We start from the raw sequence: 18344 nt of genomic DNA, 5'->3' as shown, positions 1-18344 counted from the left end.
TACGCCTTCGAATGGCTACAGGCCATTTAACGGAACCGTTCGTTTCGTCCACACCCAGCCAGCATCTATGTCCCGACTCGTTATAATATCCAACCGGCTGCCGGTCACCATCAATCGGTCCGCCGGCGAACTGCACTACCACCCGAGCGCGGGCGGCCTGGCCACGGGGCTGAACTCCCTCGACGAGAGCTACAACAAGCTCTGGATCGGCTGGCCAGGCGTTGACATTACGGATGAGTGGGAGAAAGAGAGCGTCCGCCGCGACCTGGCGGGGCAAAAGCTAGCGCCGGTCTTTCTCACCCCACGCGAAATCGAACTGTACTACGAAGGCTTCAGCAACAAGACTATTTGGCCTCACTTCCACTACTTCACGGAGTACACGACGTACAACGACGACATGTGGGATGCCTACCAGGAGGTCAACTTCAAGTTCTTTCAGGAGACCGAGAAGCACCTGCGGGACGGCGACATGGTCTGGGTACACGATTACCAGCTCATGTTGTTGCCGCAGATGATTCGGGATAAGTTCCCGAACATCAGCATCGGTTTTTTCCTGCACATCCCCTTCCCGAGCTACGAGGTATTCCGAATTCTACCGTGGCGTAAGCAAATACTCGACGGTATCCTGGGTAGCGACCAAATTGGTTTTCACACCTTCGGTTACATGCGTCACTTCCTGTCGGCCGCCTACCGAATTTCCGGCTACGAGCACGTCTTCGGGCGGCTGCACATCGACGAGCGGGAAATCAACGTGGACGTCTTCCCGATGGGGATTAATTACGAGAAGTACGCCCACCCGGACGTGAACGCCGAGGACGACAAGGGCAGCGGGGAGATCCGCAGGTTACACGCCAGTCGGAAAATCGTCCTGAGCGTCGACCGCCTGGATTACACCAAGGGAATCCCACAACGCGTGAGCGCCTTCGGTCGCTTCATCCGCAACAACCCGCAGTACAGCGGAAAAGTCAACCTGATCATGATCGTGGTGCCGAGCCGGGCGAACGTCGATCAGTACCAAAGCCTGAAGGCGGAGGTCGACGTCCTCGTCAGCCAGATCAACTCTCAGTACGGCACCTTCGATTGGATGCCGATCCACTACTACTACTACCGCTCGCTGAATTTCGCCTCGCTGACTACCCTTTACCGGGAGGCGGACATTGCGCTCATCACGCCCCTGCGCGACGGTATGAACTTGGTGGCCAAAGAATACGTGGCCGCCAAGGAAGACACGAAGGACGGCGTACTCATCCTGAGTGAAATGGCCGGCGCGGTCTACGAACTCAACGATGGTGCACTGACCGTCAACCCCCAGAGCCACCAGGAAATCGAGGAAGCACTGCTGGAGGCCCTCGAGATGTCGGCCGAAGAGAAAGCCGAGCGCATGGAAAACATGCAGGAAAAGCTCAAGCGCTACGACGTCAAACACTGGGCGGCGACCTTCATCAAAGAACAAAGCAAACTCAAAGAAAGAAATAAGATGGGTAGTACCACGCACCTCAGCGGCGACGCGCTGACCTCCGTTACGGACCGCTACGTGCGGGCCGACAAGCGACTCTTGTTCATCGACTACGACGGCACGCTCATGGGCTTCAACGAAGACCCGCAGGCCGTCAGCCCCGACGATGAAGTCATCAGCATTCTTTCCGGCCTAGCCGCCGACCCGAAGAACAACGTCGTCATCAACAGCGGACGCGACAAGAAGACACTCGAGAAATGGCTGGGCCACCTCGACGTGGAGATGGCCGCCGAGCACGGCGTCTGGATGAAGGAGGACGGCGAGTGGCACCTCAACCCCAACGTCGTCGATGGCTGGATGCCCAAGGTCCGCGAACTGTTGGAAAACCTCGTGGCGCGCACGCCGGGGTCCTTCATTGAGGAAAAAGATTACAGCCTAGCCTGGCATTACCGGAGCATTGATCGGGACCTGGGGCAGAAGCGCGTCCGGGAATTCCGTGATATGCTGAGCTACCTGATCCAGAACCAGGATCTCCAAGTACTGGAAGGTAACAAGGTCGTGGAAATCAAAAACGCCGGCGTCAATAAGGGCAAAGCGACGAGTCATTTCGTGCAAAAAGACAAGTACGGTTTCATTCTCGGCATCGGCGACGACGCCACGGACGAAGACATTTTCAAGGCATTACCGAAAGATGGCGTCAGCATCAAGGTCGGACTGGACCGGACGGGAGCTAAATACAGCGTTTCCGGCGTGCAGGAGGTACGTAAGTTATTTACGAGCCTGATTAAATAGATTGCCTGGCCGTGGTTAGGGCAAACGCACCAAACTGCGTAAGCTGCGTTTTTGATTGGCGATTTGCTGCGCAGTACTTCGTGCACTTGGTTAGCTGCGCTGTACTTCGTGCTCTCGATATTTGATTCTTAATTTAGCTACCGCATTTGGCAGCCCACTGCGTTCGTTTTACATGATTGTCACTTATTTGAGGGTAGTAATTGTTTTGATTCGTTTGCCCTATGGGCGTGGTCGTCCCGACTGAGTGCGGGACTTGCTTTGGCTTCGCGGGTGCGGAGTAAGTTAGGGAAGAAGCAGTATTTTTAGGTTGACAAAACTTTTGATTTTGCACCAGATTCGAATACCCTATTACCCTACCGATGAAAAATTCCACCAAGCGTTCCTTTTGGTTCCTGATGTTTTTGACTTGTACGGCCCTACCCCTTTCGGCTCAGTTCGGGGTGACGGCGTTCTACAACTTCAACAATATCCGCGCCAATTCTAGCGAAGTGCGCGATAACTACAGTTATCCAATAGAGGATGGAGTTGAGCTACAGGCACACTATTGGTTCCGCCTACCTAAGAAAAGAATTGAATTTCAGCCAACCGTGTTTTATGCTGGGACTACGATTGGCCTTGAGGGGTTTTTCTCTGACCAGTTCTACAATATCCGGGATTACGGTTTTCAGTTCGAGGTAAACATCTACCCCCTTTGATCTGAGGGGGAATGGTGACCGGCCGACGTTCGGTAAGCAAGGGCTCAAGCTGAGAAAAGGGTTCTTCGTTCAGCTCTTCCCCGGGGTTATCCGGCGGAGTGTATCCGGTAATGTCTCAGACCTTCAAACGTACGAAAATACGTTTTTCTACGGTGGTGGCATCGGCCTGGATTTCGGTGTCTCTAAATCACTCACCCTTACGCCAGTCGCTACCTTTCGCCGTGGCGCAAGTCCTTTTGAGTTTGATGAGTTGACGGACGTTACCCAATTGATTAGCGACGGCGACCGAGGCACCACACTGACAACTTTGCAACCGGGGCTTCAGGCTACCATTCACCTGGACGGTAAGCGATAGCGGCGGACTTCAGGCGAATCTTAACGTTCTCCGTAGCCGCAATCCCGGATGGCCAAAATCGTTTGCTTAAAAAAACCCCTATGAACCGCACACTTTTACTTTCCCTGTTTGCAGCATTTCTGTCGCTTCCACTTACCGCTCAGTTCGGGGTAACGACAACTTATAACATCAACAACATTAATGGTGAGGCGCTGGTCGACGGGTTACCCTATGATGTATTTCCGATTGACAATGGGTACGAAATTCAGGCGCACTACTGGTTCCGATTGCCGAATAAGCGGATTGAGTTCCAGCCTACGGTGTTTTACGCCGGGGCGAGTATTGATGCATTCAACGCTGGACCGGCCGTCACCTTCCAGGATTTCGGTTTTCAATTTGAAGTTAACGTGTATCCCTTTGATTTTGGTGGCGATTGTGGCTGTCCAACGTTCGGTAAACAGGGCCCCAAGTTGGAAAAAGGCTTCTTCGTGCAATTATTTCCGGGGATAGCGCGGAGAAGTGTGCGGTCTAATGGTGGCATTGCCGCTGATTTAGCGGAAACGGCTTTCGTTTACGGTGGTGGCATCGGCCTCGACATCGGTGTTTCGAACCTGCTAACCTTGACGCCAATCGCTACGGTACGCCGGGGGCGTTCCCCTTACGCCAGTTTGAAGTCTACGGACGGAACTGGCAACCCCGTCACGTTAGGGAATGACAATGACCAACTAATGAGCTACCAGCTAGGAATCCAGGCTACCTTTCGTTTTGATAAAAAACGGTACTAACGGCACTTTTGCCGTCGTAATTCGTGGCGAAGCAAGGTCACGACGCGGTACCGGACTTTCCTACATTGCGGGTATAATCAATTACCCGAAGATGAATACGTTTGCTATTTTATTACTGACCCTCCCGTTAATCGTGGTGATTCCGATCACCGACGTCAGGAAGGCCGCATAGCATAATTCGCAACGCAAAAGCCGCTTTCCTTTACCGGAAAGCGGCTTTTGTTTTACGTACAAGCTCCAATCCTCTGCCCCCACCAAATTCACCTTGCACCGGTCCCGACTAAGTCGGGACGCCCCACTTTCTACCCAATTACAATGGCCCACGAATTAAATAAATACTCCAAGAACGTCACCTCCAACCCGGAGCAGCCCGCCGCCCGCGCGATGCTGTACGCAACGGGCATGGATGACGCCGACATGGAAAAAGCCCAGATCGGCGTCGTGAGCACCGGCTGGGAAGGCAACCCCTGCAACATGCACCTCAACGATCTGGCCGCGGAGGTAAAGCAAGGTATCAACGAGCAGCGCGATCTCATTGGCCTGATTTACCACACGATCGGCGTGAGTGACGGCATCTCGATGGGAACGGCCGGGATGCGCTACAGCCTACCCTCCCGCGACGTGATCGCCGACTCCATCGAGACCGTCGCCGGCGCGCAGTGGTACGATGGCCTGGTGACCGTGGTGGGTTGCGACAAGAATATGCCCGGGGCGATGATCGCGCTGAGTCGCCTGGACCGCCCGGCCATCCTCCACTTCGGCGGCACAATCAGTCCGGGATGCTACGAGGACGATAAACTCGACATCGTGTCGGCCTTCGAAGTACTCGGTAAGTACCGGACGGGTGAGGTTACGGAGGAGCGCTATAAAGGCGTGATTCGCCACGCCTGCCCCGGGGCGGGGGCCTGCGGTGGCATGTACACCGCCAACACGATGGCCACGGCGATCGAAGCGATGGGCATGGCCCTGCCCTACAACAGCTCCATCCCCGCCAACCACCCGGACAAACGCGCCGACACGCGGCGCACCGGGGAGTTCATGCTCAACTTGCTACAAAAGGACATCAAACCAAGTGATATCCTCACGCGGAAAGCCTTTGAGAACGCAATGGTCACGCTGATTGCGCTGGGTGGTAGCACCAACGCCGTCCTGCACCTACTCGCCATGAGCCACGCGGCGGGGTTGGACATCACGATCGATGACTTTCAAAAGGTGTCGGAACGCACTCCGTTCATCGCCGACTTAAAACCGAGTGGCCAGTACGTGATGGAAGATCTTTATTACGTCGGCGGCGTGCCGGCGGTCATGAAAGAACTGCTCAAAAAGGGATACCTCCACGGCGACTGTCTAACGGTGACGGGCAAAACGCTGGCGGAAAACCTGCTAGAAGCAACCGACCTGAAAGCAGGTCAGGAGATCATCAAGCCGTTCGACCAACCAATTAAGAAAACGGGTCACCTGCGAATTCTTTACGGCAATCTGGCGACAGAGGGTTCCGTGGCGAAGATTACCGGCAAAGAAGGACTGCACTTTATGGGCACGGCGAAAGTATTTGACTCCGAATTGGAAGCTAACCAGGCGATCGGCCGACGAGAAATTGCGGAAGGTGACGTCGTAGTTATTCGCTACTGCGGTCCGCAAGGAGGCCCCGGCATGCCTGAAATGCTGAAGCCGACTTCCGAAATTATGGGACAGGGCTTGGGTAAAAAAGTCGCGCTCATCACCGATGGTCGATTTAGTGGCGGGACCCACGGTTTCGTAGTGGGCCACATCAGCCCCGAAGCGATGGTGGGTGGCAACATCGCGCTGCTGAAAGACGGTGACGTAATTCGAATTGACGCGGAGGCAAACGTGATCGAAGTAGAAATTACCAACGAAGAACTCGCTATCAGGCGGGCGAACTGGGTAGCACCGGAGCCCCGGGCTAAGTTCGGCGTACTGAAAAAGTACGCAAAGTCAGTCTCCAGCGCCTCGTTAGGCTGCGTTACGGACTTGTAAAAAACCCTGGCTAATTTATTGAACTTGGAATTATCGCATTATGACTAAGAACATCGAAGCAACATCAAACGGTCAAGTAGCCGAAACGGAACACATGAATGGCGCCCACGCGCTTCTACAGTGTCTAGTTAACGAAGGCGTAGATACTATTTTCGGTTACCCCGGCGGTGCGATTATGCCCGTGTACGATGCACTCATCGACTTTGAGGACCGGCTGACGCACATCCTGGCCCGCCACGAACAGGGTGCCATCCACGCTGCGGAAGGTTACGCCCGCATTAAGCGACAGACCGGTGTCTGCATGGCAACCTCCGGGCCCGGCGCGACGAATTTACTAACTGGGCTTTGTGATGCATTGCTGGATTCCTTACCCCTAGTAGCCATCACCGGCCAGGTGCCTAGCTCCTTGCTGGGAAGCGATGCTTTTCAGGAAGTCGACGTGATCAATTGCACCATCCCGGCAACCAAATGGAATTACCAGATCACCGACCCGAAAGACATCGGGTGGGTATTTAAAAAGGCTTTCTTCATTGCCAACAGTGGCCGGCCCGGCCCCGTGTTGATTGACATTACGAAGGATGCTCAGTTGGCCATGGTTGACTTCGTTTATCCCGACCACCTTTCGATCCGCAGTTACGTACCACACAACAAAATTCAGAAAAGCCAGATCGAGGCGGCCGCCGAGCTCATCAACAACGCCGAACGCCCAATGATTCTGGCCGGGCACGGCATCCACATTGCGCACGCGCAGTCCGTATTTCGGAAATTCGTGGATAAAACGGGCATTCCCGTCGGCGCAACTTGCCACGGCCTGTCGGCCATTCCGAACGATCATCCTCTCTTCACCGGTATGCTGGGCATGCACGGCAACTACGGTGCCAACTTCCTGCAGAATGACGCCGACGTTATCGTGGCCATCGGTATGCGCTTCGACGACCGGGTGACCGGCAAATTAAGTACTTACCTCCCGACCAGCAAGGTGGTTCACATTGAAGTCGATCCGGCGGAAATTCACAAGAACGTGCGGGCGCACGCGCCGATCCTCGGTGATGCCCGGGAGGCGTTGGAAGAACTGATCAAAGCCGTCGACGAAAGAACGCATCCGGATTGGGTAGCTCGCTTTAAGGAGTGTGACCGAATCGAGCACGAGCGCGTCATTAGCGAAGCGATCACGCCCACGGCGGACGGCGAAATTCGGATGGGCCAGGTCATCCGGGAAGTTAGTAATCAGACGGACGGTAAAGCGATCGTCTGCACCGACGTCGGCCAGCACCAAATGATGGCAGCTCGCTATTACGAATATAAGGGACACGACCAGTGGGTCAGTTCCGGTGGTGCGGGGACGATGGGTTACGGCCTACCCGCCGCTTTCGGCGCCAAGTACGCAGACCCGAGCCGGCAAACAATCTCCTTTATTGGAGACGGCGGATTTCAGATGACCCTGCAGGAACTCGGCCTGTGCGCGCAGTGGAACGTCGGCGTCAAGATCGTTTTACTTGACAACAACTACCTCGGCATGGTCCGCCAGTGGCAGCAACTGTTCCACAAGAAACGCTACAGCTCGGTAGAGCTCCAAAACCCAGATTTCATTACCATCGCAAAAGGCTTCGGCGTCCCCGGCCGCACGATCCGCAACCCAGCCGAGGTGAAGGAAGCCATCGCTGAGATGCTGGGGCACGACGGCCCTTATTTGCTGCACGTACATACCGTTAAGGAGGATAACGTTTTTCCGATGGTGCCGAGTGGTAAGGGGGTTAGTGATGTTTGTTTGGGGGTGGAGGATTTGTAGAGGGCGGGCATAATGTTTCATTGACATCTGAGTTATCAAAGTACTATAGCCCTCTCCCCCCCCGGCCCCTCTTCAGAAGAGGAGGGGGGAGACATCCTGAGCGTCATGACGTAGCGCTACCATTTTGAGATCTTTACTTAGCCGCGAGTAATTCAATAATGGCTTAATCACCCGTAGCCTCTTATTTCTTCTACTTCCTCTGGTGCACGCAGTATGGCGTAGCTGACCCTCCGGTGGTAAACTCAATGCACGCAAAATTTTCAAGAAAAACATGCAAACCAAAACCTTTACCATAACCGTCTTCACGGAAGATCACGCCGGCCTGCTCTCGCGCGTAGTCGGTATTTTCAACCGTCGCAACATCAATATCTCCAGCCTCACGACCAGCCAAAGCTCCGACCCGACGATCCACCGTTTTACAATTGTGGTGGACGTAACCGAGGGCGTGGTACAGAAACTGCGCGCGCAACTAGACAAGCAGGTGGATGTGCTCAAAGCGTTTTATTATACCGACGAGGAGGTCGTACACCAGGAAATAGCGCTCTACAAGGTGCCTACTTCGGCCTTCAATAATGGAGACCGGGTGGAGCGGATCGTTCGTAAACACAATGCGCGGGTATTACTCATCGAATCGGAATACGTAGTGATCGAAAAGACGGGGCACGAAGCGGAGACCACTGCTTTGCTGGACGAGTTGCGAGATTTCGGTATTTTCGAGTTCGTCCGCTCCGGTCGGGTGGCCGTCGTTAAGCCCATGGAACGGCTGAACAATTACCTGGCGACCATTCAGGAGTCCGCAGGGAATGTATAATGAAATTCAGCGGGCATCGGTCGGCATATACGACTTACAGTGGTAGCGACTACTTTCTACTCCACGAGTAGCTTATCGGCAACGACTTTAGAAAGGACGACATCCTTTTTGTCGTCATAATTCACCGTGAGGGAGCCGTCATAAATTTCCCGGCGAAGAATGGTCAGGGCGGTTTTGAGTGCAATGCCTCGCTCGTTCAAATAGAGAAGGAAATCGTTGGAGGAATGAGCGAGACCAACAATGCGGACCTTTTCACCAGGCTGCCGGTCGCTTAACTTTTGGTGTTTGCGCAGGTCGGTAATGGTTCCTTCCGGCGACGGGATGGGGGAACCGTGCGGGTCGACAGTGGGGTAACCCAAAAGTTTGTCCATGCGGGCAAAGAATGCCGGGCTTTTTACGTGTTCGACTTGCTCGGCGATCACGTGCACCTCTTCCCAGCCAAAACCCATCTTTTCCACGAGAAACATCTCCGTTAAGCGGTGTTTGCGGATAACGAGCGCGGCGGCCTTGCGCCCCGAGGCAGTTAGTTTGAGTGGTTGGTACTTTACGTATGCTACCAGATCCAAAGCAGCTAATTTTCGGACCATGCTACTGACCGAAGGTGTACTGACCCCGAGTGATCGGCCGAGTTCGGACGCACTGACGCTTCCCTCCGCGTCGGAAAGACTAAACATGGCCTTTAGATAATTCTCTACGGTAGGTGATGGCATGGGGGAAAGATACGGCGCGGTTACTTCTTTTCAACGTGGAAGAATCCACACAGCTAAAGCACGGTAGGTTATTTTAAATTTAAAGTTAGACTAGTCTAACTTTATAAGTTAAGCGACCTATCTTTGCGGTATGATGAGATACTTACTTTTGCTCCTTGCCCTTTTTCTCGGCACCGGCGTCAGCGCCCAAACTACAGTTTCCGGAACCGTTATGGATATAGATGGCATGGGTGTGCCATACGCCACGATACTTACCGGACAGACAAGCTCTGGAACCGTCGCTGAGTTGGACGGTACATTCTCGCTTACCGTGGCGGGTGATAAACAGCTTAAAGTATCCGCCGTAGGGTATGTAACGACTGACTTCGATGTTTCTTCCACCCCTACTGGTCCCGTCGCTATCACGCTTCAACCTTCAGCAGCTACATTACAAGATATCGTCGTCACCGGGACTCTGCGCCCAGCCAGCAGAAGCGCTAGCCCGGTACCCGTCGAGGTTTTCACGGCTGAGTACTTCAAGGCCAACCCCACGCCCAGCATTTTTGAAAGCCTGCAGACCGTAAATGGTGTGCGGCCGCAATTGAATTGCAGCGTTTGTAACACCGGAGATATTCACATTAATGGACTTGAAGGACCGTACACGATGGTGCTGATCGACGGTATGCCGATCGTCAGCGGCCTGTCGACAGTGTACGGACTGACCGGAATCCCCCAGAGCCTGATCGAACGCGTTGAGATCGTCAAAGGACCCGCGTCGACCCTTTACGGTTCCGAAGCGGTCGGTGGTCTGATCAACATCATTACTAAATCTCCCGACAACGCGCCAAAATTTAGTGCCGACATCCTCACCAGCGCCTGGGGGGAAGTGAATACGGACTTAGGCTTCAAAGCAAACGTCGGTAATGCTTCTACCTTACTCGGCGTCAGCTATTTCAACTACCAAAACCCCATCGATAAGAACGGAGATGGATTTACCGATCTGACACTACAGGATAGAATCTCTGTATTCAACAAATGGTCATTTGCGCGCGCTAGCGGCAAGGCATTCAACGTGGCCGCCCGGTACCTGTACGAGGATCGTTGGGGCGGAGAGATGGACTGGACCCGTGCTGACCGGGGCGGTAACAACGTGTACGGCGAATCTATTTATACGAACCGTTGGGAAACCTTCGGAACCTACGAACTGCCGGTGCCACAAAATATCACTTTCCAATTCAGTGCCAACGGCCACTACCAAAATTCGGTGTACGGCGAAACGGTGTACGACGCCACGCAGTACGTCGGCTTCGGCCAACTGACTTACCGGGAAGAATTCGGCGGTCACAATTTACTGGTAGGTGCTAGCTACCGACACACGCGCTACGACGACAACACCCCGGCCACGCCGACACTCTCAAAGATTTCTCTGCCCGGCGTGTTTGTGCAAGACGAACTAAGGATTAACGAACAGCACACCCTCCTCGGTGGTATCCGGTACGACCACGACAACCGCCACGGCAATATTTTCACGCCCCGGCTGAATTACAAGTGGTCTTCTAAAAACCTGCAAAATACCGTGCGCCTCAGCGTCGGTAACGGCTACCGCGTGGCTAACGTGTTCACCGAGGACCACGCCGCGCTCACCGGTGCCCGCGACGTTGTATTCGCGGACGAACTGCTCCCGGAACGAAGTTGGAACGCCAACGTGAACTACGTGAAAAAGCACTTTGCTCGCAACGGCGCGGTGTGGACTTTCGATGCCTCCACCTGGTACACCCACTTCAGTAATCGAATTTTACCCGATTACGAAACGAACTCCAATCAGATCATCTACGCCAACCTTAATGGCCGAGCCGTGTCGCAGGGCGTGAGCCTGTCCACCGACGTAAGTTTTCGCGGTGGCGCAACCGTCAATGTCGGCGTCAACGCGCAGGACGTATTCACCGTCGAGGAAGGCGTACGGGAGCGGCAACTGCTGACCGAAACCTACTCCGGCGTGTGGCGCATCGGGGTGCCCTGGCTCCGCCGTCAGGTGCGCTTTGACTACACGGGCAACGTGTACGGCCCACTGGATTTACCCCTCCTGGGCCCCCTCGATGACCGCGATACGGATTCCGGCTGGTTCTCGACCCAGAACATCCAGATCACCAAAACTTTTGCGAACGGGATGGAAGTGTACGGCGGCGTCAAGAACCTGCTTAACTACACCCCGCCGGCCAACAGCATCGCCCGCTCTTTCGATCCCTTCGACGAGCGGGTGGAGTTCGGTCCGGACGGTAGCGCGCTGTCTACCCCGGGCAACCCCAACGGACTGACGTTCGACCCATCGTACGTTTACGCGTCCAATCAGGGGCGGCGGCTGTTCTTGGGGTGGCGCTGGGCGCTTCAGTAGGTGGTAGGGGTTAGGCGGTAGGCGGTAGGCGGTAGGCGGTAGGCGGTAATATCTTAAAATATGGTTTTACCATATTATTATTCATGACCCTACCGCCTACCGCCTACCGCCTACCGCCTAAATATGGCGCGGTCGCGGGTGCCAGGGTGGTTCGTAAACTATAGTTGGCTCGACTACCATAGCAGACCTGCCACCGGTTACCCGAATGTAGCACCCGGCGGTAAGGAAGTACCCCGCAGAAAAGCCTCCGTCGTCATCCGCCGTTTGCCGGCTAGCTGGAGTTCCTTCACGTGAACGTACCCACCGTCAGCGGCGACCTTTAGGAACGTTTTGTCGTCGGTGAGTATCGTACCCGGCTCGTCGTGGTGAGTTACTACCTCCAGGGAAGAGCGAATAACTTTTACCTGCGCATTTTGCAGCATCGTCCAGGCGGCGGGGTACGGGCTGAGGCCACGGATAAAGTTATGTACCGCCGGTGCGGCGGCGGAAAAGTCGATTTGACAGTTCTCCCGAAAGAGCTTGGGGGCCGGGCAGGCCTGGGTGGCGTCTTGCGCCTGGAGCGTATAATCTCCCGCCTCCAGCAGCTTTACCGTATCCAGTACCAGTTCGGCACCCTCCAGCATCATTCGATCGTGTAGGTCCCCGGCGGTGTCGTCCGGCCCGATGGCAATGCGGTGCTGCAAAAGAATATCGCCCGTATCGATCTCGTGCTGGATCTTAAAGGTGGTACACCCCGATTCCGTTTCGCCCTTAATGACCGCCCAGTTAATCGGAGCCGCGCCCCGGTACTTCGGCAGAAGCGAACCGTGGAGATTGAAGGTGCCCAATTTCGGCATACCCCAGACGGACTCCGGAAGCATGCGGAAAGCAACAACAATCTGTAAATCTGCGCGCAGCGCGCGCAGCTCAATCTGAAAGTCGGCAGCCTTCAAGTTTTTGGGTTGAAGCACGGGAATACCGTACTTGACGGCACACTTCTTAACGGCCGATTCCAGCAGCGTTTTGTTGCCCCGCCCGCCGTACTTATCGGTGGACGTGACCACACCGACGACGGGATAGTCGGCGGCGATCAATATTTCGAGGGCGGGGACGGCAAACTCGGGCGTGCCCATAAAAACGATGCGTGGCTTCATGTCGCGAAGTTGCTTATTTTTGGCATAACATGGCACAAGAAACTAAGGAATTCGCGTGGATCGACGAGCGGGGCACCAAGATTTACGCCGTCGAGTGGTCAGCCAACTCGCCCCGGGCGGTGATGGGTATCGTGCACGGGCTCGGTGAACACTGCCGGCGCTACGACCACCTCGCTAAATATTTTGCGGAAAGAGGCATGGCGTGCCTGGGCTACGACCGCACGGGCCACGGCAGAAGCGGGGGAAAGCGAGGGTTCGCGGCGGACTACAAGCAGTACGTAGACGAAGTAGCCACGCTGGTCGTCGAGTGTGGCCGGCGGTACCCCGGCAAACCCATCTTTTTGTACGGCCACAGCATGGGTGGGCAAATTCTTCTTCGTTACCTCATCCGCAGAAACCCAAAAATCGCCGGCGCCATCGTGTCCGCTCCGCACGTTCAATTACCCTTTCGCCCCAATCCGGTACAGCTTACCCTGGGCAAGCTGATGCGTCGGTTGAAACCAGACTTCACGCAACCAAATGGGCTGGACACCAGACTCTTGAGCCGTGATCCCTACGTTGTGGAACGCTACCTGGCGGATCCGCACGTGCACAGTGCACTGAGTGCGCAAACGGGTATTGATATGCTAGAAAATGCCGACCAGTTAAATGGGTACACCGGACTCGTCAGGGTCCCTACCCTACTGATGCACGGAGACGCCGACGGGATCACTTCGGCGGATGCCTCCAAAGCTTTCGCCGGTCGCAACGGCGAGTGGGTCACCTACAAAAACTGGCCCGGCTACTTTCACGAACTCCACAATGAACCCGACTGGAAGGAGGTGGCCAGCTACGTAGCCAACTGGGTGGACGGTAAGCTTCCCGCGGGGCGGTAATCCACTATTTGGCCTGCCGCAGGGTAATCTCGCCGCCCTTTAACCTTATTTGCACGTTACCGGACCTCAACTGATCGGGCGCCGTCAATAATTGGCCGTCCTGACTAACGAGTGCGTAGCCGCGCGCCAGGGTGGTTTCTGGTCGCAGGGCCGTCAATAATTTTTCGTAGCCGGTAATTCGTTCCGCCGCTTCCCGTAAGTGTCGCGCGGGCAAAGACTTTACCTCCCGCGCCGTGCGGTCGAGTCGGTTAACTTCGTAGTTGATTGCCGCGGTAGCGGCCGAAGTGATCGCGGCTGGAATCCGATCGACGTAACGCTGACTTTGGTACAGGTGAGCGGCGGCGTGGCGTTGAAGATCACGGCTGAGCGTAAGTAGCTTTGCTTCCGAATGCGCTACGCGCTCAATTAAAAAGACGGCGACGGCAGTCGGTGTTTTTAAACTCGTATGGGCTACGCGATCCAGCACGGCGTCGTCCGTCTCGTGACCGATGCCGCTGATGATGGGTAGCGTGTAGTCGGCAACGGTACGGGCCAGTGCTTCGTTGTCGAAAGCCGCTAAATCCGTCCGTCCGCCCCCACCCCTTACGATCACCACCGCATCGTAAGTTTCTCCCCACTTGAGGATCTGTTTGAGGCGAGCGATGACCTCCGGCCCGGTCTGGGCTCCCTGCATGGCGGCCGGAAAAAGCCGCAAGCTAAATTCATAGCCGTAAGGGTTTTGACCCAGTTGGTCTCGGAAATCGGCTAGTCCGGCGGCCGTGTCACTAGAAATAACGGCGAGCTTCAGGGGGGTGGTGGATAAGGTGCGCCCGCTATTCTTTTTGAGCAGCCCTTCTGCCGCAAGCGCCGCGAGGGTTTCTTGCCGGCGTTGCTCCAGTGCACCGAGCGTGTGACTCGGGTCGATGTCCTCAACTACTAAACGCAAACCGTACCGCTGGTGGAAGGAGGTAGTCACCTTGAGCCGGACCGACATACCATCCTGAAACAAGCTCCGAATCATTTTCACCCCGTAGGTTCTTCGCAGTTTGGCCAAAGAGCGTTGCCACACGACGCCATCGAGCTGACCGATGATGCCCTCACCGTCCGGCTCCTTCTGGACCAGCGTCAGCCAGGTGTTGCCGCGTGATTCGTTGGCTTGGCCAATCTCGGCGGCAATCCACACCGCACTGGGAAGATTGAGCGCAAATACCCGGCGGATAAAGTCCGTAAGGTCATTGAGTTGGTACGTTTGGGTTATTTCGGCCATGGGACCACAAAGGTGGATAAAAAAATGAGGACTCGACCGGTGGTCGAGTCCTCGTAGAAAAACACCTAAAACCCATAATTCTTACGCGGGGACTTTCGTTCGGTGACGCGAAATTCTTGCGGATTTACTAGCCCGGGGGGAATGAGATTGTTTGACGTGCACTTATTGATCTGGTCACATTAAACTCATTTTCAGGTTTTTAGCCTGTCGAAAGTAAGAGGTATGCGTCAAATTTGCACAAAACAGATTCAGAGTATCCGTCCTGAAGCGTGAGATACTAGTGCAGCAGCGCAGGAATTTGGCTCCACAGTTCCGTCATCCTTTTGAGCACATTTTCGTTCAGCAGCTCATGGACCAAACAAACAATCCGGATTTATGGCAAAGCGCGTGGAAATTACTCGCCAGGGCGACCGTCGACAAAAAGCATGGATTCGCGACCGGCACGCTGAGCACGGTAGCGAAAGAAACCGGGGCCGATAGCTTAAATAGCTACGTCCCGAAGTCACGTACGGTGGTTTTACGTAAAGTGGATTTGACGGCGGGTACTTTACTTGCCTACACCGACGCCCGTTCCGCAAAGATCAACCACCTTGAGGCCGTTAGCTCACTCGCGACCTGGTGTTTGTGGGATAAGAGAAGTTCGATTCAATTCACCGGGACGGGGACGGTCGGTGTGCAGCACGGTGAAACCGCAATGGCCCGGTACCGCGAGCTACCCAAACACGCCCGGAAGGCCTACGCAACACTATCCGCGCCCGGAAGCCCGGCTGACCGCCCTACCGATGGCCTGCCGGCAAACTGGGATGATCGTGAGAAAGCGGACACTGATTACGCCGCACGGAACTTTACGATCCTGGAGACCACCTTATTTACGGTAGACATCCTACAATTATCCCGGGAAGGACACCGACGTTTACGAGCCACGCGCGAGATAGGAGGTAAAGACTGGTTTTTTACCTGGGTCACGCCTTAGCGACCATTTGCGCAACGCTGCGCACGATACTAGCTGTTTGATCGGGAAGAGACAAAATTGCTCGGTGGTGTTCCGTGCAAATTCTTTAAAGACGTGAGATTTACCGGTCCAGATTGACGGTCGTAAACTCGTTCACGACAGTCGGACACTCTTACGTGTACGGTCAACATCCAAACCGTCAATAACTCCGCACCCGCGACCGCGCCCTATTTTTAATAATTACCGCAGCAAGCACTGATACTACCTAACTTCAATTTATAGGACTATTTTCCAAGTATCAAGCTTTAAGGCTGTGTCCTCACTGACTAGCGCGAATTGATTGCACGCCAGTAGTTTTCCGGACGCTACGTTATTGTGACCTACGTGGGCGTACAACTCAACTTGCCGGGTCACTAGTTTCAAATATTTTAGTAACTCCGCCACGGCCAACGTCGCCATACCCTTACGACGGTAATCGGGGGCAACCCAGTAACCAAGGAGAAAGCTAGTGGCAATTTCATTGTTGGCAGCGCGCAGCGTCACGGTGCCAACGGCCACCGCCTGATCGGGAAGCACGATCAAATAGAGGGTGAACTGAGTAGGACCGCACGGCGACTTGACGGTAGACGCCATAGTCCACGCTTTGATGAAGCCGGCGTCAAAGCATATATTCAAGAGATTCAGGCGCGCAGCGAGGTGCGCGGACCGCGCTGCGTATTGCTCCATCTCAATTGCGCTGAGTTTCAGTAAGACCATGTTTAGCGGTGTAAGTGTTGCGCGTAAGTTAGATGGCAAGTTGTCTTTTCGGGGTGAATATTACGTAAAGCACTTCATTCCAGTGAATTACAGAAGTTAGTTCTACACTGATCAACATCGAGCCCTCTCGAATAACCACCGCGATTGATAAATCAGCGTACACTTAAAGTTTGACTCCTTAACTCTGCATAATGGTGAGTTGAGCCAGTCGCCTGTAAGGGCTGATTGAATAAAATTCCGAACACTACGTTAATATAACAATTGGTACACGTCAGGAATTGTAGCCACCGTCGAACAAAACGTTAAGGTCTTACGCTTAAATAAACGATGACAAACCCTACTGACCAACGCGATCAATTAAATACGACGACTAACATTGTCGTACCCGTAATTGAAGAGCGTCTTACTATTGATAAAGTGGAAACGGTAACGGGCCAGGTAAACGTGTCCGTCAGTCCTTCAACCACACTTCATTCAGAAGCCGTTGAGTTATCAAGTACAACGTACCGCCAAGAAACACACCCCGTTGATCGATTGGTTGACGAACGGCCCGAAATACGGTACGAAGGTAACATTACTATTATTCCGGTTATTCAGGAAGAAGTAATTATGGTAAAACGTTTGCGCCTCGTGGAAGAGATTTACCTTATTAAGGAAACATCCACTGAGAACGTCACCAAGGAGATTGAACTCCGCAAAGACGTGGTTACCATCAATCGTGACAAACCAACTAACACAAACAAAAATATTTGATTTATGTAGCCGACAGCTATTGCTTTCGTACTACTTATTTAACCCTTTTTATTTAACCAACCCACATAGATTATGACACAGACAGTAATAGGTGTATTTGACACCAACGCCCAAGCCACCTCAGCCAAAGAAGCACTAATGACCGCCGGTATTACCGCCGGAGACATTGACTTCTCTACTTACGGAGAGAAAGGTTACGCTAACAAAGACTACTCCAACCACGAGTCTGGTGTAAGTGGTTTTTTCGCAGACCTTTTCGGTACCGACGACAAGACCGCACACCAATACGCAGACGTCGCTAGCCGTGGTACCGTAGTTACGGTACATACGAAAACGATGGAGCACGCCAAGAAGGCAGCCGCTATTCTTGATCAGCACGGAGCCATCGATTTTGACGGCCGCGCCACTGCTTACAAAGCAACCGCAGGTAAGGCGAAGTTGAACGATGAGACCATTAAGGTTATCGAAGAGAACATCGCAGTCGGTAAGCGTGAAGTAACTACGGGTGGTGTAACCGTCCGTAGCCGCATCGTAGAAAAGCCCGTCCACGAGACATTACGTCTCCGCCAGGAGGAAGTATACGTGAAGCGCACGCCGGTCGATCGCGAAGCAACCGCCGCCGACCTTAAGGCAACCACGGGGAACATCTCCGTAACGGAAACCGCCGAGCAGGCAGTAGTCGGAAAGAATGCACGCGTCGTTGAGGAGATCGAAGTCGGTAAGAAAGTTAATACTCGTACCGAAGAGATCAACGATACAGTTCGCAAAACGGAGGTAGACATCGACAAAGTTGCTGGTAACGTCGTGAAGAAACACGATGACCTCAACAAGAAGCGGTAAATAACTACCGATAGATAACCGGGAGGATGAATATCAATTATTCATCCT

The 18344-nt window shown here is 54.1% G+C and carries 15 protein-coding genes; 11 read left to right on the top strand and 4 right to left on the bottom strand.

What is annotated here, in order from left to right:
* The first annotated feature begins 67 nt into the window (after nucleotides 1–67).
* The 6 genes from GGR27_RS01245 to ilvN all read left to right on the top strand — a co-directional run bounded on the left by GGR27_RS01245 (nucleotide 68) and on the right by ilvN (nucleotide 8660).
* Nucleotides 68–2248, top strand: a complete 2181-nt coding sequence (locus tag GGR27_RS01245; protein WP_168035580.1) for a bifunctional alpha,alpha-trehalose-phosphate synthase (UDP-forming)/trehalose-phosphatase — start codon at nucleotides 68–70, stop codon at nucleotides 2246–2248.
* A 359-nt stretch (nucleotides 2249–2607) separates the two neighbouring features.
* Nucleotides 2608–2943, top strand: a complete 336-nt coding sequence (locus GGR27_RS01240) for a hypothetical protein (protein WP_168035579.1) — start codon at nucleotides 2608–2610, stop codon at nucleotides 2941–2943.
* Nucleotides 2944–3378: 435 nt separating this feature from the next.
* The gene (locus GGR27_RS01235) at nucleotides 3379–4062 is read left to right on the top strand and encodes a hypothetical protein (RefSeq protein ID WP_168035578.1); all 684 of its coding nucleotides are present in this window, start codon (nucleotides 3379–3381) and stop codon (nucleotides 4060–4062) included.
* Between the two features lie 315 nt (nucleotides 4063–4377).
* Complete coding sequence (gene ilvD, locus GGR27_RS01230; protein ID WP_168035577.1) at nucleotides 4378–6060, top strand: dihydroxy-acid dehydratase; 1683 nt, start codon at nucleotides 4378–4380, stop codon at nucleotides 6058–6060.
* A gap of 40 nt (nucleotides 6061–6100) precedes the next feature.
* The gene (ilvB, locus tag GGR27_RS01225; protein ID WP_168035576.1) at nucleotides 6101–7849 is read left to right on the top strand and encodes a biosynthetic-type acetolactate synthase large subunit; all 1749 of its coding nucleotides are present in this window, start codon (nucleotides 6101–6103) and stop codon (nucleotides 7847–7849) included.
* A 271-nt stretch (nucleotides 7850–8120) separates the two neighbouring features.
* Nucleotides 8121–8660: an acetolactate synthase small subunit gene (gene ilvN / locus GGR27_RS01220; protein ID WP_168035575.1), complete on the top strand. Its 540-nt coding sequence runs from the start codon at nucleotides 8121–8123 to the stop codon at nucleotides 8658–8660.
* Nucleotides 8661–8716: 56 nt separating this feature from the next.
* On the opposite strand, the gene GGR27_RS01215 is transcribed toward ilvN, so the two are convergent.
* Nucleotides 8717–9370, bottom strand: coding sequence for a metal-dependent transcriptional regulator (locus GGR27_RS01215; protein ID WP_168035574.1), 654 nt, complete (start codon nucleotides 9368–9370; stop codon nucleotides 8717–8719).
* A 133-nt stretch (nucleotides 9371–9503) separates the two neighbouring features.
* Between GGR27_RS01215 and GGR27_RS01210 the strand changes: the two genes are divergently transcribed.
* The gene (locus GGR27_RS01210; protein WP_168036365.1) at nucleotides 9504–11741 is read left to right on the top strand and encodes a TonB-dependent receptor; all 2238 of its coding nucleotides are present in this window, start codon (nucleotides 9504–9506) and stop codon (nucleotides 11739–11741) included.
* A gap of 197 nt (nucleotides 11742–11938) precedes the next feature.
* Here GGR27_RS01210 and fmt read toward each other — a convergent pair whose 3' ends face one another.
* Nucleotides 11939–12874, bottom strand: a complete 936-nt coding sequence (gene fmt / locus GGR27_RS01205; RefSeq protein ID WP_245184357.1) for a methionyl-tRNA formyltransferase — start codon at nucleotides 12872–12874, stop codon at nucleotides 11939–11941.
* Nucleotides 12875–12903: 29 nt separating this feature from the next.
* Between fmt and GGR27_RS01200 the strand changes: the two genes are divergently transcribed.
* On the top strand, nucleotides 12904–13749 hold the full coding sequence (locus GGR27_RS01200) for an alpha/beta hydrolase (protein ID WP_168035573.1): 846 nt from the start codon (nucleotides 12904–12906) through the stop codon (nucleotides 13747–13749).
* Nucleotides 13750–13753: 4 nt separating this feature from the next.
* On the opposite strand, the gene xseA is transcribed toward GGR27_RS01200, so the two are convergent.
* Nucleotides 13754–14995, bottom strand: coding sequence for an exodeoxyribonuclease VII large subunit (gene xseA, locus GGR27_RS01195; protein ID WP_168035572.1), 1242 nt, complete (start codon nucleotides 14993–14995; stop codon nucleotides 13754–13756).
* Between the two features lie 349 nt (nucleotides 14996–15344).
* On the opposite strand from xseA, the gene GGR27_RS01190 reads away from it, so the two are divergent.
* Nucleotides 15345–15968: a PNPOx family protein gene (locus tag GGR27_RS01190; protein WP_168035571.1), complete on the top strand. Its 624-nt coding sequence runs from the start codon at nucleotides 15345–15347 to the stop codon at nucleotides 15966–15968.
* 255 nt (nucleotides 15969–16223) lie between these two features.
* On the opposite strand, the gene GGR27_RS01185 is transcribed toward GGR27_RS01190, so the two are convergent.
* Complete coding sequence (locus GGR27_RS01185; protein WP_168035570.1) at nucleotides 16224–16703, bottom strand: GNAT family N-acetyltransferase; 480 nt, start codon at nucleotides 16701–16703, stop codon at nucleotides 16224–16226.
* A 327-nt stretch (nucleotides 16704–17030) separates the two neighbouring features.
* Here GGR27_RS01185 and GGR27_RS01180 point away from each other — a divergent pair, with 327 nt between their 5' ends.
* Both GGR27_RS01180 and GGR27_RS01175 read left to right on the top strand, forming a co-directional pair.
* The gene (locus tag GGR27_RS01180) at nucleotides 17031–17456 is read left to right on the top strand and encodes a YsnF/AvaK domain-containing protein (protein WP_168035569.1); all 426 of its coding nucleotides are present in this window, start codon (nucleotides 17031–17033) and stop codon (nucleotides 17454–17456) included.
* A 72-nt stretch (nucleotides 17457–17528) separates the two neighbouring features.
* The gene (locus GGR27_RS01175; protein ID WP_168035568.1) at nucleotides 17529–18296 is read left to right on the top strand and encodes a YsnF/AvaK domain-containing protein; all 768 of its coding nucleotides are present in this window, start codon (nucleotides 17529–17531) and stop codon (nucleotides 18294–18296) included.
* Nucleotides 18297–18344 lie beyond the last annotated feature (48 nt).

It is taken from the genome of Neolewinella antarctica (genome assembly GCF_011927835.1).
Taxonomy (GTDB): Bacteria; Bacteroidota; Bacteroidia; order Chitinophagales; family Saprospiraceae; genus Neolewinella; species Neolewinella antarctica.
The sequence above is the reverse complement of the archived record's forward strand: the minus strand, read 5'-3'. Positions and strand labels throughout refer to the sequence as shown.

Excerpts from the sequence above, each read along its gene's own strand:
- GGR27_RS01200 (WP_168035573.1), top strand. The coding sequence starts at position 12,904 with ATGGCACAAGAAACTAAGGAATTCGCGTGGATCGACGAGCGGGGCACC.
- ilvB (WP_168035576.1), top strand. The coding sequence starts at position 6,101 with ATGACTAAGAACATCGAAGCAACATCAAACGGTCAAGTAGCCGAAACG.
- xseA (WP_168035572.1), bottom strand. The coding sequence starts at position 14,995 with ATGGCCGAAATAACCCAAACGTACCAACTCAATGACCTTACGGACTTT.
- GGR27_RS01245 (WP_168035580.1), top strand. The coding sequence starts at position 68 with ATGTCCCGACTCGTTATAATATCCAACCGGCTGCCGGTCACCATCAAT.
- ilvN (WP_168035575.1), top strand. The coding sequence starts at position 8,121 with ATGCAAACCAAAACCTTTACCATAACCGTCTTCACGGAAGATCACGCC.
- GGR27_RS01190 (WP_168035571.1), top strand. The coding sequence starts at position 15,345 with ATGGACCAAACAAACAATCCGGATTTATGGCAAAGCGCGTGGAAATTA.
- GGR27_RS01240 (WP_168035579.1), top strand. The coding sequence starts at position 2,608 with ATGAAAAATTCCACCAAGCGTTCCTTTTGGTTCCTGATGTTTTTGACT.
- GGR27_RS01215 (WP_168035574.1), bottom strand. The coding sequence starts at position 9,370 with ATGCCATCACCTACCGTAGAGAATTATCTAAAGGCCATGTTTAGTCTT.
- GGR27_RS01185 (WP_168035570.1), bottom strand. The coding sequence starts at position 16,703 with ATGGTCTTACTGAAACTCAGCGCAATTGAGATGGAGCAATACGCAGCG.
- GGR27_RS01175 (WP_168035568.1), top strand. The coding sequence starts at position 17,529 with ATGACACAGACAGTAATAGGTGTATTTGACACCAACGCCCAAGCCACC.
- GGR27_RS01210 (WP_168036365.1), top strand. The coding sequence starts at position 9,504 with ATGAGATACTTACTTTTGCTCCTTGCCCTTTTTCTCGGCACCGGCGTC.
- GGR27_RS01180 (WP_168035569.1), top strand. The coding sequence starts at position 17,031 with ATGACAAACCCTACTGACCAACGCGATCAATTAAATACGACGACTAAC.
- fmt (WP_245184357.1), bottom strand. The coding sequence starts at position 12,874 with ATGAAGCCACGCATCGTTTTTATGGGCACGCCCGAGTTTGCCGTCCCC.
- GGR27_RS01235 (WP_168035578.1), top strand. The coding sequence starts at position 3,379 with ATGAACCGCACACTTTTACTTTCCCTGTTTGCAGCATTTCTGTCGCTT.
- ilvD (WP_168035577.1), top strand. The coding sequence starts at position 4,378 with ATGGCCCACGAATTAAATAAATACTCCAAGAACGTCACCTCCAACCCG.